This window comes from Streptomyces sp. NPDC001902, from assembly GCF_042891295.1.
Classification (GTDB): Bacteria; Actinomycetota; Actinomycetes; order Streptomycetales; family Streptomycetaceae; genus Actinacidiphila.
Genome location: NZ_JBIATA010000022.1, coordinates 72869 through 85325, shown reverse-complemented (window position 1 = coordinate 85325; position 12457 = coordinate 72869). Strand labels below are relative to the sequence as shown.

8 protein-coding genes are annotated in these 12457 nt (G+C 73.1%); 5 read left to right on the top strand and 3 right to left on the bottom strand.

What is annotated here, in order from left to right:
* Positions 1-406 precede the first annotated feature (406 nt).
* The 4 genes from ACFYYN_RS30225 to ACFYYN_RS30210 are packed head-to-tail and all read left to right on the top strand — an operon-like array spanning position 407 to position 5079.
* Positions 407-1507: a polyprenyl synthetase family protein gene (locus ACFYYN_RS30225; protein WP_500548267.1), complete on the top strand. Its 1101-nt coding sequence runs from the start codon at positions 407-409 to the stop codon at positions 1505-1507.
* Between the two features lie 43 nt (positions 1508-1550).
* Positions 1551-3068 (top strand): phytoene desaturase family protein, encoded by a 1518-nt coding sequence (crtI, locus tag ACFYYN_RS30220; RefSeq protein ID WP_500327515.1) that lies wholly within the window; start codon positions 1551-1553, stop codon positions 3066-3068.
* A complete protein-coding gene (locus tag ACFYYN_RS30215) occupies positions 3065-4066 on the top strand; it encodes a phytoene/squalene synthase family protein (protein WP_500548266.1) in 1002 nt (333 codons plus the stop codon). Before crtI ends, ACFYYN_RS30215 begins: the two co-directional genes overlap by 4 nt.
* Entirely contained in the window at positions 4063-5079 is a 1017-nt protein-coding gene (locus ACFYYN_RS30210; protein WP_500548265.1) for a Rieske (2Fe-2S) protein, read from the top strand. The genes ACFYYN_RS30215 and ACFYYN_RS30210 overlap by 4 nt, the downstream gene beginning before the upstream one ends.
* Before the next feature lie 71 nt (positions 5080-5150).
* Here the strand turns inward: ACFYYN_RS30210 and ACFYYN_RS30205 are convergent, their stop codons facing one another.
* Entirely contained in the window at positions 5151-6719 is a 1569-nt protein-coding gene (locus ACFYYN_RS30205) for an FAD-dependent oxidoreductase (protein ID WP_500548264.1), read from the bottom strand.
* Positions 6710-7924, bottom strand: a complete 1215-nt coding sequence (locus ACFYYN_RS30200) for a lycopene cyclase family protein (protein ID WP_500548263.1) — start codon at positions 7922-7924, stop codon at positions 6710-6712. Before ACFYYN_RS30200 ends, ACFYYN_RS30205 begins: the two co-directional genes overlap by 10 nt.
* 221 nt (positions 7925-8145) lie before the next feature.
* Here ACFYYN_RS30200 and ACFYYN_RS30195 point away from each other — a divergent pair, with 221 nt between their 5' ends.
* Positions 8146-8868, top strand: a complete 723-nt coding sequence (locus ACFYYN_RS30195; RefSeq protein ID WP_500548262.1) for a class I SAM-dependent methyltransferase — start codon at positions 8146-8148, stop codon at positions 8866-8868.
* 48 nt (positions 8869-8916) lie between these two features.
* Here ACFYYN_RS30195 and ACFYYN_RS30190 read toward each other — a convergent pair whose 3' ends face one another.
* A complete protein-coding gene (locus tag ACFYYN_RS30190) occupies positions 8917-12348 on the bottom strand; it encodes a CARDB domain-containing protein (protein ID WP_500548261.1) in 3432 nt (1143 codons plus the stop codon).
* Positions 12349-12457 lie beyond the last annotated feature (109 nt).

Below are 12457 nucleotides of genomic sequence, written 5' to 3'. Positions count from 1 at the left end.
CGCGGGGAAGCGGCCGCACTCCCGCAAGACGGGCGTGCGGCCGTACGCGTCCCTGTTCCGCGTCGTGCCGGAGAAGGCCGGGGCATACGAGGCTCAGGGCCGTCGGTGTGGCCGGCAGCGTCTCCTCCGGTTGATCACCTTCCGCCATCGCCTGACCGCCCTGTACAGGCCCTCGCGGTCGACGGGACGCCACCCGCCCCGACCGGCGCCGAGGGCTGATCGCCTCCCCTGGAGGGTTCGGACGGGCGGACGGCTGCAGATGCGCGGTGGCCGGGCCGGTGCCAGAGTCGGGAACGACCGTGATCACCCCGCGAGGCTCCGAGGCCGCGGAGGTGGGGAGCGGTCGTCAGAGGGAGCCGCCTCCGCGCGGGACGCGGCCGCCCGGGGCATCGACCGAGAGGCCGCCGTGGGAAGCTCGGAGACGGGAGCGGACACCGAGGTGGTGGAAGCGGTCGAGGCTGAACTGTCCGCCTACATGGCGGAACGGCGCCTCACCGGATCGGGTGTTCTGCCCGCGGACGCCACCTTGGCCGGCACCCTCACGGAGTTCGTGTCGCGTGGTGGCGCCCGGCTGCGCGCACGCTGCCTGTGGTGGGGCTGGCTCGCGGCGGGTGGGCCGGTCGCCCGGGACGAGGTCGTGACCCCGGTACGGCTGGGGGCGGCGCTGGAGCTGTTGCAGGCCTGCGCGCTGATCCACGACGACGTGATGGACCGCTCGGACACACGCCGGGGCGGGCCGGCGGTGCACGCGCAGTTCACCGAGGCGCACCTGCGGGCGGGCTGGTCCGGGGACGCGGCGGCCTATGGATTCGCGCAAGCGGTGCTGGCCGGGGACCTGGCCTTGGTGTGGGCGGAAGACCTCCTCAGGACCGTGCCGCTGGGCGACGTGGTGCGCCGTCAGGTCGAAGGGCTGTGGCAGGCCATGCGCTCCGAGATGGTGGCGGGCCAGCACCTCGACCTGCGCCTGCAGGCGGAACGCTCGGACGACCCCAGGGCGGCCCTGCGTACCGCCGAACTGAAGTCCGCCCTCTACAGCGTCGCCCGCCCGCTGGCAGTGGGCGCGGTCGCCGCCGGTGCGGACGACCGGACGACCGAGGTCCTGCACGAGTTCGGCCGCCGGATCGGCCTGGCCTTCCAGCTCCGTGACGACTTGCTGGGCGTCTACGGGGACCCGGCCGAAACGGGCAAGCCGTCAGGCGACGACATCCGCTCGGGAAAGCTCACGTACCTGACGGCCGTGGCGCTGCAACTGGCCCGGCGGTCCGGCTCGCCCGGAGCCGAAGCCCGGATCCGCGCGACGCTCGGCAACGCCGATGCGGACGAGACGGCGCTCGACGGCCTCCGCGGGCTGTTGCGGGACCTGGGTGCGGTGCGGGCGGTGGAGACCCGGATCGCCGCCTTGGCCGACGAGGCCGCCGGTCTCCTCACGACCGGGCTCCTCGAACCGCAGGGCGTCCGTTCCCTGGCCCGGCTGGCCCGCCGTATAGGTGCGGTCGCCGTCGTATGACGCCGCCGGTTCCACCCGCCCCCGAGCCGCAGGAGGACTGGTGATGAGGTCCGTTCAGGGCCCCACCGATCACGTGGTCGTCGTCGGCGCAGGGCTGTCCGGGCTGGCCACCGCACTGCACCTGCTGGGCGCGGGTCGCCGGGTGACCGTCCTCGAGCGGGCCGGTGGACCCGGGGGCCGCGCCGGTCTGCTCGAGCTCGGGGGTTACCGCATCGACACCGGGCCGACGGTTCTGACCATGCCCGATCTCCTCGAGGAAGCGTTCGCGGCCACCGGCGGCACCCTGGCCTCGCGGGTGGAGCTACAGCCGCTGCACCCCGCCTACCGCGCGCAGTTCGCCGACGGCTCCGCCCTCGACGTGCATTCCGACCCTGCCGTGATGGAGGCCGAGGTCGCCCGGTTCGCAGGCGGGCGGGAGGCACTGGGGTACCGGCGGCTGCGGCGCTGGCTGAGCGAGCTGTACCGGGTGCAGATGCGCGGCTTCATCGACGTCAACTTCGACTCGCCCCTGTCGCTGCTCACCCCCGACCTCGCCCGGCTGGCGGCGCTCGGCGGATTCGGCCGGCTCCAGCCGCGCATCGCGCGCTTCGTCAAGGACGAGCGTTTGCAGCGCGTCTTCTCGTTCCAGGCCCTGTACGCCGGAGTGCCACCCGCCCGGGCGCTTGCCGCGTACGCCGTGATCGCCTACATGGACACGGTCGCCGGTGTGTACTTCCCACGAGGCGGCATGCACGCCGTGGCCCGCGCGCTCGCCGCCGAGGCCGCCGGCGCGGGGGCCGACCTCCGCTACCACAGCGAGGTGGCCGTCCTGGAGCGCAGCACGGGCGGCCGGGTCACGGCCGTACGCACCGCCGAGGGTGAACGGTTCGCCTGTGACGCCGTGGTCCTCACCCCCGACCTGCCGGTGGCGTACCGGCTCCTCGGTCGCGTCCCCCGGCGGCCGGTACGGCTGCGCTGGTCGCCCTCCGCGTTCGTGCTGCACGCCGGAACCCGCCGGACCTGGCCGCAGCTGGCACACCACACCCTTTCCTTCGGCGGCGCCTGGACCCGCACCTTCGACGAACTGACGCGCCTCGGACGGCTCATGAGCGACCCCTCCCTGCTCATCACCCGCCCCACCACCACCGACCCCTCCCTCGCCCCCGAAGGCCGGCACCTGCACTACGTCCTCGCCCCGTGCCCCAACCTCTCCACCGGCCCCGCCGACTGGGCCCAGCTGGGCCCCACCTACCGGGAGCGCCTGGTGGAAGAGCTGGAAAAGCGCGGGCTGGAGGGGTTCGAGGCGTCCGTCGAGACCTCGCGGACCGTCTCACCTGCCGACTGGGCGGCCGAAGGGCACGCCGCGGGCACACCCTTCTCCGCCGCTCACACCTTCGCCCAGACCGGCCCCTTCCGCGCCCGCAACCTCGTCCACGGCGCCGAGAACGTCGTGCTGGCCGGTTGCGGCACCGTACCGGGTGTCGGAGTGCCCACCGTCCTGATCTCCGGGAAGCTAGCGGCCGCCCGCATCGCCGGGGACCGTGCGGTGGCCCGGCACCGGCCGCGCAGGAGCGTCCCGTGACCGCCCGTGAACTCGACGCCGCGGGGATCACCGAGCCCCGGACGCGGGCCGCCTACAGCCGCTGCCGGGCGCTGAACGCACGGCACGGCAAGACCTACTTCCTGGCCACCCGGTTGCTCACCCCGGACCGCCGCCCCTTCGTCCACGCCCTCTACGGCTTCGCCCGGTGGGCCGACGACATCGTCGACGACGGCCACGACGGCAGCGGTGTCACCTCCGCCGCCCGGAAGCAGGCGCTCGCCGAGTTGGAGACGGTGCTGCTGGACGGACTGCGCGCGGGCCACGCGGACCATCCCGTGGTCACCGCGCTCGCCGACACCGTCCGCCGGCACCGACTCGACCACACGCTGTTCACCGACTTCATGGCCTCGATGCAGATGGACCTGACGGTCACCGCCTACCCCACCTACGGCGACCTGGCCGGCTACATGCACGGTTCGGCCGCGGTGATCGGCCTCCAGGTCCTGCCGGTCCTCGGCACCGTGACGTCGCGTGAGGAGGCCGCTCCCGCGGCGGCCGCACTCGGCGTCGCCTTCCAGCTCACCAATTTCCTGCGCGACGTCGGGGAGGACCTCGACCGCGGTCGCGTCTACATCCCCGGCGACATCCTGGGCGCCCACGGGGCCGACCAGGCCCTCCTGACGTGGTGCCGGCAGCGGGGCACCACCGACCCACGGGTCCGCGCCGCCCTTCACGAGACCGCCGCTCTCACCCGCGGTGTGTACCGGCGGGCCGCCACCGGCATCCCCCTGCTCGCACCTGTCTCGCGCCCCTGCGTCCGAACGGCTCTGGTGCTCTACCGGGGCATCCTCGACGAGATCGAGTCCGCCGGCTACCCGGTGCTCCACCGCCGCGTGGCCGTGCCCCGCCACCGCCGTGCGCGCGAAGCCGCCCGTGGTCTGATCGCCGTCGCCTCGAGCCGCGCCGTCCATCGGGCCTGCCCGCGCCCGGCGCCGTCCGGTGCCGCATCCGACACTCCCGAGGGGTCGACGGTATGAGCCGCTCCCGCCGTCCGTTCCATCCGCTGGCCCTGCTCAGCGGTGGCAAGTGGCAGGACCAGCCGCCCACCTGGCACGAGGCCAAACCGGCCCTCGTCGCGGCCGCGCTGAAGCGCGCCCAGGCCCGGCCGTCCGGGAACTGGTACGTGGTGGCGGCCAGCTCGGAGGTCGGCAGCGGGCGCATCACCGGGAGGTGCGTGGCCGGCGTCGAACTGGTGCTGTGGCGCGACCGTCAGGGGCGGGTCCGGGCCGCCCCCGGCGCCTGCCCCCACCTGGGCGCTCCGCTGTGCGAAAGCTTCGTGCGGGACGGCACGATCGTCTGCCACTGGCACGGCCTCGCGCTGAAGCCCTCGGGGTTTCCCGGCTGGGAGCCCTACCCCGCCCACGACGACGGCCTCCTGGTGTGGGCGCGTCTGGACGCCGTCGGCGGTGAGGAGCCCTCGGCGACGCCGCCCGTCCCCACGCGGCCCGCCCTCGCCTCGTCACTGGCGGCCGTCATGACCGTCGCCGGACGTTGCGAACCCGAGGACGTCGTCGCCAACCGGCTCGACCCCTGGCACGGCGCCTGGTTCCACCCTCACTCCTTCGCCGACCTGAGTGTCGCCGAGGCACCTGCCGCCCATGACTCGCATCCGGCAGACGTCGCCGTGGACCGGTTCCTGGTCGACGTCTCCTTCCGTGTCCGTGGGCGCCTCGGCGTTCCGGTGCGGGCGGAGTTCACCGCGCCCGGGCCGCGCACCGTGGTGATGCGGATCGTCTCCGGGGAGGGCGCCACCAGTGTCGTGGAAACCCACGCCACACCCCTCGGCCCCGGCAGCGACGGACGACCGCGCACCGCCGTGATCGAAGCCGTCGTCGCCCACTCGCCGCGCCGGGGCTTCACCCTCGCGCGCCGGGCGGCACCGCTGATGCGGTCGCTGATGCGGCGCGGCGCCGGCCGGCTGTGGCGCGAGGACCTCGCCTACGCCGAGCGCCGCTACGCCCTGCGCAGCCAGGGCCGGTTCCCCGGCTGACGCCCTGCCCTGCGGTGAGCGGCCGTCCGGAGCGGCCCCGTTCGACGGGGTGCCGTGGGGCCTCGACGGATTCAGCCGCATCGGGACAGGGCGCGCATGACGTGGTTCCGCCCACCCAGAGGGACCGCCCACAACGGGTGGCCGCGTACGCCCCAGGTCGCCAGGAGCGCGTTCGCCGCCTGCATGCCCGTGGTCGCCGCGCGCTCCATCAAGGCCACCGGCAGCGCGGTGCGCACCAGGTCTCCGGCGAGCACCAGGTGGGGGTGGGAGGTGAGCACGCCGGGCCGGTCCTGGTAGCCGCCGACCGAGAAGAGCGGGCAGTCCTGCCGCCACTCGTGGCGGCTGTCGACCAGGGTCGCCCCGGCGCACTCGGGGTAGATCCGGTGCAGTTCGCGCAGCATCGAGTCCTCGACAACGGTCCGGTCGGCGGCTGGGTCGACGGCGTACGCGTGGAGCTCCACCACCGAACCCCCGGTTTCCCGAGCCCACCGGGCCGCCTCTCCCTCCCAGTGGCTCAGGACACTGACGTTGTCCACGGGGCCGAAGCCGCTGGTCCCCAGGAAGCCGGGCCGGTCGGGCCGCACGGGCCGGTCCAGCCAGCAGCGCGAGACCAGGAAGGGCGGCGCCTGCCGTAGGCGTTCGACGCCCGCGCGCCAACCGCCCCTCTCCAGGCCGGGTGACGCCGCGACCACGGCCTGAAGCCCGGACGTGTCGAGGGCGAGGACCACCGCGTCGTACCCGTGCTCCTGCGGCGCGTGAGGTGAACCGGTCGCGGTGACCGTGAGCCGGAAGCCGTCCCCGTCGGGGTGCACGGCCAGGACCGTGCGACCGGTACGGATGGCGGTCCCCATCCCGGACAGGTGGTCGGACAGCGGCTCCCACAACGCCTGCGGATACGGCTCGCGGGGAACGTCGAACAGCAGCCCCTCCGACGAACCGAGGAAGTAGATGTGGAACATCAGCACCAGCTCGGCGGCGGACAGCTCCTTCGGGTCGGCGAAGAAGCTGCGCGAGAACACCTCGAAGGCCAGGTCCCGGGCCTCTTCCGGGAAGCGGATGTCGTCCAGGAAGGCGCTCGCGCTGATCCCGTCGAGCCGCTCGTACACCTCAGGGACGCGCACGTCCAGCAGCGGCAGGGCGGCCCGCGGGTTCATCCGGGCCAGGCTCGACCAGCCGAAGCTGGGGCTGAGCGCGACGAAGCCCAGCACGCTCCACGGCGGTGTGCGCGGCACGTTGCGGAAGCTGTCACGGGCGCCGGTGCCGCGCTGGAGCGGGTAGTCGGCCAGCGGCCGCAGCGAGTCGAGACCAGGGTCGACCCGACGGAACAGTGCGCGCAGGTTGTAGTACTGGCGGAAGAAGGCGTGGAAACCCCGGCTCATCGTGACCGGGCGGCCGTCGGCCAGAGTGGTCCGCCATCCGGCGGCCCTGCCGCCGAGCACCTCCTCCCGCTCCAGCAGGTCGACCCGGACGCCGCGCTCGGCGAGTGCGGCGGTCGCGGCGATCCCGGCGATGCCTCCACCCACCACGGCGACGCGGGGCCCAGGTGCCGGAACACGATCGGCGCCGTCCCGCGCCGGCCACAGGCCGGCCCTGCGATCGCGGCCGGGACGGACCGGCCGGAAGGGGGGATTCACGGGCATGCGGTGGCCTTTCGTCGTGGAACCAGGGGGAGCTCCAGCAATGAGCGCAGCATGGCCGGCACCGGTGTGGTGAGACCGATCGCCCACTCCTCGCGCAGGGTTGACGTGCCGTCGAGGAAACGCAGGATCCGGTCCGGGGGGTTGCGGCTGAACAGAGCTTCGAAGAAGCCCGCACCACCGGCCCGGCCGGTCGCCAGCGCACGCAGCATGACGGCGTCCATGAGGCGGTGACGCGCGGCGTGCGGTACGGGTGGCCGGGGGGTCCGGCCGGCCTGCCAGGCGGCGGCCACCGCGGCCGACTGCCGCTGGATCCCGGCGAAGGAGTACCCCGTCGACGGGCGGGTGGCGCCGCCTGCCACGCCGATCCGGAACACGCTGCGCCCCGCGCGACGGGGGAAGCGCCCGTCCGTCATGGGGATGACCCCCTGTTCGACAGCTGTCACGGAGTAGTGCGCCATGCGCCTCCCGCGGACGTACTCCTCCAGTGCCGCGTCGTAAGCGGACCCCGTCATCGGTTCGGCGGAGAACTCCGTGTACTCGACCAGTGCCTCGCGAGGGGTGAAGGGCAGCACGTAGGCGAAGGACAGGCCGTGTTCGGGCTGGCGGGTGCGGAAGTCCATCAGGTCGGCGACTTCGGGGTCGAAGCGGTCGTCCCGGGTGGTGACGAACCAGCCCCGGAAGTGCTGCAGGAGCGTGGTGCGGGCGGCCGGCAGGTCGCTCGGGGGCCGTGAGTCGAAGACCCAGCGGGCGTTCAGCCGGATCGCACGTCCTGCCACGTCGTGGCCGGTCACTTCGGCGCCTCCCGGCACGTCGCGCACCTGGGTCACGGTCGCCGCGACCCTTCGTACTCCGGGCCGGCGTTCGAGTACGGCACCGACTCCGTGGAGGAAGTCGGCCGAGCGGATCATCCGGTAGGCGCGAGGGGACGTGAACGAGATGTGGCGGCCGTCCCTGGCGGTGATCCGCATCCGGTGCCAGCGGGCGGCCACCAGGCTGTCGTACTCGTCCTGCTCGTGCTCCCAGGAGCACCAGGTCCGGGCGGGGGAGCGGAGGGGCGACCCCGCCGGGGGCTCGACGAGCACGACCGATGCGGGCAGGCCGTGCGGACCCGGCGAGGCCGTCAGACGGTGTGCCAGCGACAGCCCGGCGGCGCCCGCCCCGACGATCACGACGTCGACGGCATCCAGGTGGTCGGCCTCGGTCAACGGATCCTCCCGAACGGTGACGCGTGCGGAGCGGTTGTGGCGATGATCGCCGCTTCCGCGGCCGGGAGGGACCACGGTCGACCCGGACACGCGCTTCTTGATCCGTCCGTGGACGTGCCCGCCGAGGTGCGCCTCGACGGGACCGGGGGTGGGATGGGCACTGGCCGGACGTGGCCGGCGTTCGCCGTCCGCGTACCTTTCCGGCAGCAGAGGAGCACGGCATGACCCTGATGCACGGTGGCGAACTCGCGTCCGCGTTCGACCACGCCGCCACGCTGTACGACCGGATGGTCGCCGTCAATCCGGGCTACCACGCCCATCTGCGACGGTCGGCCCGGCGGCTGCGGCTGCCTGCCGGTGGTTCGGGCATGCGGCTGCTGGACCTGGGGTGCGGCACCGGTGCGTCCACCGTCGCCCTGCTCACGGCGGCCCCGCGTGCGCGGATCACCGCGGTCGACTCCTCCGAGGGCATGCTCCAGGTCGCGGCCGGCAAGCGATGGGGCCCCGGTGTCACCTTCCACCACGCCCCGGCCGAGGGCCTTGCCGAAGCGGGGACGGCCGGACCGTTCGACGCGGTGTTCGCCGCCTACCTCTTCCGCAACGTGGCCGACCCTGATCTGGTCCTCGCCCGGGTGCTGGACACGATGGCCCCCGGCGGGCGCATCGCGGTGCACGAGTACACCCTCAGCGGGCGGCCTCGCCATCGCGCGGTATGGACCGCGGTGTGCCGGGGACTGCTCCTGCCCGTCGCGCGCCTGACCGGGGACCGCCCCCTGTACGAGCATCTGTGGCGCAGTGTCCTCGCGTTCGACACCGCCGACGTCTTCGCCGCACGGATGCGACGGGCGGGCTTCCGGCAGGTGCGGGTCCTGCCCTTGCCCGGCTGGCAGACCGGCGTCGCGCACACCTTCGTGGCACGAGCGCCGGTCGGCGGCCGGACGTGACACCGTGCGGGGTCCCCGGCTCGCGGTGAGCCGGGGACCCCGCCGGTTTCAGACGGACCTGCGCGCTGCGGATGCGCCGTTCGGCGATCCGGTGATGGTGAACTGGGAGCCGGGCTCGATCAGTACGTTGCCCTGGGCCGAGTTCGTGATCGTGACGTTGGTCAGGGTGGCACTGCCGCGGGCGCCGCTCATCGCGAGGATGCCGGAGCCGTTGACGGAGTTGTCGATGCGGACGTCGGTGACCTTGACGCCGGGCATGGAGCCGCCGCCCGTCTTGAACTGGATGCCGTCGTAGGTCGAGTCGTGGATCTCGGTGTCCCGGATGGTCACGCCCGGGATGTCCGTGCCCTGGGCGAAGAGCGTGATGGCGCCGAACTCCTGCGCCTCGCCCCAGAACGCGCCACCCGTCCGGTACAGGGCGTTGCCCGAGATGGTGGTCTGACCGGAGAAGGGGATCGGGTCGTGGTCGGTGGCGAGCATGATGCCCGGGTAGTTCATCGTGTCGGAGACGATGTTGTTCTCGATGGTGTTGCCGTAGCCGCCGTAGACCGCGATGCCGTTGGCCCGCCAGGGCAGCTGGATGGTGTTGTTGCGGAAGTGGTTGTCGTGGCCGACGTCGACGGAGGTGTCCTTGACGTACTTGCTGGCCCACACCGCCAGCGCGTCGTCGCCGGTGTTGCGGAACGAGGAGTTGTAGACGGTGGAGTTGCGGGTGCCGTTGGCGAAGTTGATGCCGTCGGCGTAGGTGTCGCGGATCCGGACGCCGGTGAACTCCAGCCCGTCGCCGGGGCCCCACAGCTCGGGGATGTTGGAGTAGTCACGGCCGACCCAGACGCCGACGTTGGCGTGCTCGATCCACACGTTGGTGATCTTCGTGTCCTTCCCGAAGCGCCCGTTGAGGCCGACACCGCCCTCGGCGTTGCCGTCGCCGCCGCGGATGGTGCCCGAGCCGAAGATGGCGATGTCGGAGATCTGGGTGTTGCCGTCGATGTCGAAGCCGAAGTTGCCCTCGTGCGGGTGGTTGATGCCGCCGGCGTTCTGCGGCGGGGTCAGGGTGTAGAGCTGGGAGTGCCACATGCCCGCGCCGCGGATGGTGACGTCCTTGATGCCCACCTGGTTGTACTGGCCGCGGTTGAGCGGGTCGTCGGTGAGGATCTTCTGCTCCTGCCGCCACTGCCCGGCCGGGATCCACACGCAGGAGATCTGGCCGTTCTGGTCGGCGGTGACCGCCCGCTGGATGGCGTCGGTGTCGTCGAGCCCGTCGCCGGGGACGGCCCCGTACTCGGTGATCGAGGTGCAGTTGGCCGGCTTGCTCAGCGCCGGAGCCACCTGCTCCAGGTCGATCAGGTCGATGACGTAGTAGGCCGCCGAGTCGCCCGCGTCGCGCTGCAGACGGAACGTGGTGCCCTGCGGGTACGTGCGCGACAGCAGTGCGTGCGCCTCGTCGAACAGCCGCCGCGCGTCGCCGCCCGGCCGGTTGGTCAGCCCCTCCGGGTCGTCGGTGCTGCCGTACAGCCAGCTGTGCTTGGAGGAGAGGTTCAGCTTCTGCACGAACGTGCCGTCGGCGTACAGGCTGATGGTGGCGTCGGCTCCGCCGCCGGCGGAGGCGTCGGGGATGGAGTTGCGCACCACGATGGAGTTGGTGGACGTGGTGGAGGTGAACTCGACGTACTGACCGCCGGAGTCGAGGCGGACGGACTTGCGGCCCGAGGACTCGGTGGCGAAGTTCGTGTGCCCGAAGGTCCGCTTGGCGTCGGCGGTGAGCAGGGTGCCCTGGTAACGGCCGTCCTCGGCCTCGTACTCGGTGTACGGCAGGGCGGCGCCGCGTCCGACGACGAGGGACTTGGTGAGCACGTTGTTGTTCTCGTTGGTCTCGGTGACGACCCCGGTGGCGTCCGCGGTGGCGGTGAGCGTGGCCCCGCCGGCGGTCGCCGTCCAGGTGCCGCCGATCGCCACGTTGACCGTGGCACCGGCCGCGACCTGACCGGTCGTGCCGGTCAGCGTGGTGGTGCCGGCCTGGAGCCGGGTCACCGAACCCGCCGCGGCGGCGGTGATGCCGCGGTTGTGCACGGCGACGGTGAAGGAGACGGACGCGCCCACGGCCGGATTCGCCGGGTTCGTGGCGATGGAGGTCACCTCGAGGTCGGGGCCGGGGGCCTGGCTGACGACCAGCCGGTCCGCGGCGTTCCGGCTGTTGTTGGTGTCGTCCAGCTCGGCGACCGTGTTGCGAGGGTCGACCACCGCGGAGACGGCGTAGTTGCCGGCCGCGCGGGTTCCGGTGGAGACGGCGACGGTGGCGGACGCACCCGGGTCGAGGGCGGGCACGTCGGCGCTGCCGGCGACTGTGCCCTCCACGCTGACGTCCACGGTCGTCGCGGCCGAGCGCGCGGTGCCGGCGTTGCGCACCCCGGCGTTCACGGTGACCGCGTCCCGCTCCGACGGGGCGGCCGGTGACCAGGTCAGGCCGGTGACGGTGAGGTCGGGCGCGGGCGCCGCGGTGCCGACGACCTGGAACTCGGCGACCTGCCCGCCGGGCGCGCCGGTGTTGGAGAAGAACCGCAGGCGCACGTCGGCCCAGCGGCCGCTGACCGGGATGGTCACCGCGTTGCCCGTTCCCGGGCTGAAGGCGTAGTCCGCGCGGTCGCGCAGCGAGGTGAAGCCGGTGTCGGACGCCCCGCGGCCCAGCACCTGGATGCCCTGGGTCCTGGCGCCCCACACCGGGTCCGGGTTGAGCTTGACCACCACGGCGGTGACGTCCGCGGCGGAGCCGAGCTTCACGGTGAGGTCCGCCGGGTGGCCGGCCGCCTCCCAGTAGGTGGAGGTGGAGTCGTCGGTGGCGTTGGCGGCGACATAGGTCTGCGTCGACGACGTGGCCTCGACCGGCTTGTTGCGCGCCAGGTTGGTGCCGGTGGGCGGCGGGTCGGTGCTGCCGCCGTCCTCTCCGTACACCTCCAGCTCGGACAGCTGCGCGGCGTTCCAGCCGGTGTTGCCGGTGACGTTGACGCGGACGTACCGGCCGTTGACGGGCGAGCTCAGGTCCACGGCGACGGTGTTGGCCTGGGCCGGGTTGAACACCCGGCCGGCGGAGGCGGAGAGCGTGGTGAACGAGGATCCGTCGGTGCTGCTCTGCAGGGAGAGCGTCTCGGTCCGGGTCTCCCAGCCGGAGGGCAATTTGAGCACGATCCGGTCGACGGCACGGGTGGCGCCGAGGTCGACCTGCACCCACTGGGGGAAGGAGCCGGCCGGGCCCTCCCAGTAGGAGGCCTGGGCGCCGTCGGTGGTGTTCCCGGCCGGGTACGCGCCGAGGGAACCGCCGGCGGTGGCAGGGCGGCCGAGGGCGAGGTTGACGTCGGCGGCGGCAGCGTCCGAGGCCGTGGGGGCTGCCTGGGCGGTGGCGGAGATCGGTAACAGCCCGACCGTCATGAGCCCGGCCAGGACGGCGGCGGACAGCGACCGTCGGCCGAGGGGTCTCCAATGCATAGGGTCCTCTATTCCGTGGGGGGCGGGGAGCGCGGCAGCCGGGCGGGGAGGAACCAGGAGGAGCAGGGGGAGCAGGAGAAGCAGGGGAAGCGGGGACCGAAGGGGAGCG

Excerpts from the sequence above, each read along its gene's own strand:
- crtI (WP_500327515.1), top strand. The coding sequence starts at position 1,551 with ATGAGGTCCGTTCAGGGCCCCACCGATCACGTGGTCGTCGTCGGCGCA.
- ACFYYN_RS30205 (WP_500548264.1), bottom strand. The coding sequence starts at position 6,719 with ATGCCCGTGAATCCCCCCTTCCGGCCGGTCCGTCCCGGCCGCGATCGC.
- ACFYYN_RS30210 (WP_500548265.1), top strand. The coding sequence starts at position 4,063 with ATGAGCCGCTCCCGCCGTCCGTTCCATCCGCTGGCCCTGCTCAGCGGT.
- ACFYYN_RS30195 (WP_500548262.1), top strand. The coding sequence starts at position 8,146 with ATGACCCTGATGCACGGTGGCGAACTCGCGTCCGCGTTCGACCACGCC.
- ACFYYN_RS30190 (WP_500548261.1), bottom strand. The coding sequence starts at position 12,348 with ATGCATTGGAGACCCCTCGGCCGACGGTCGCTGTCCGCCGCCGTCCTG.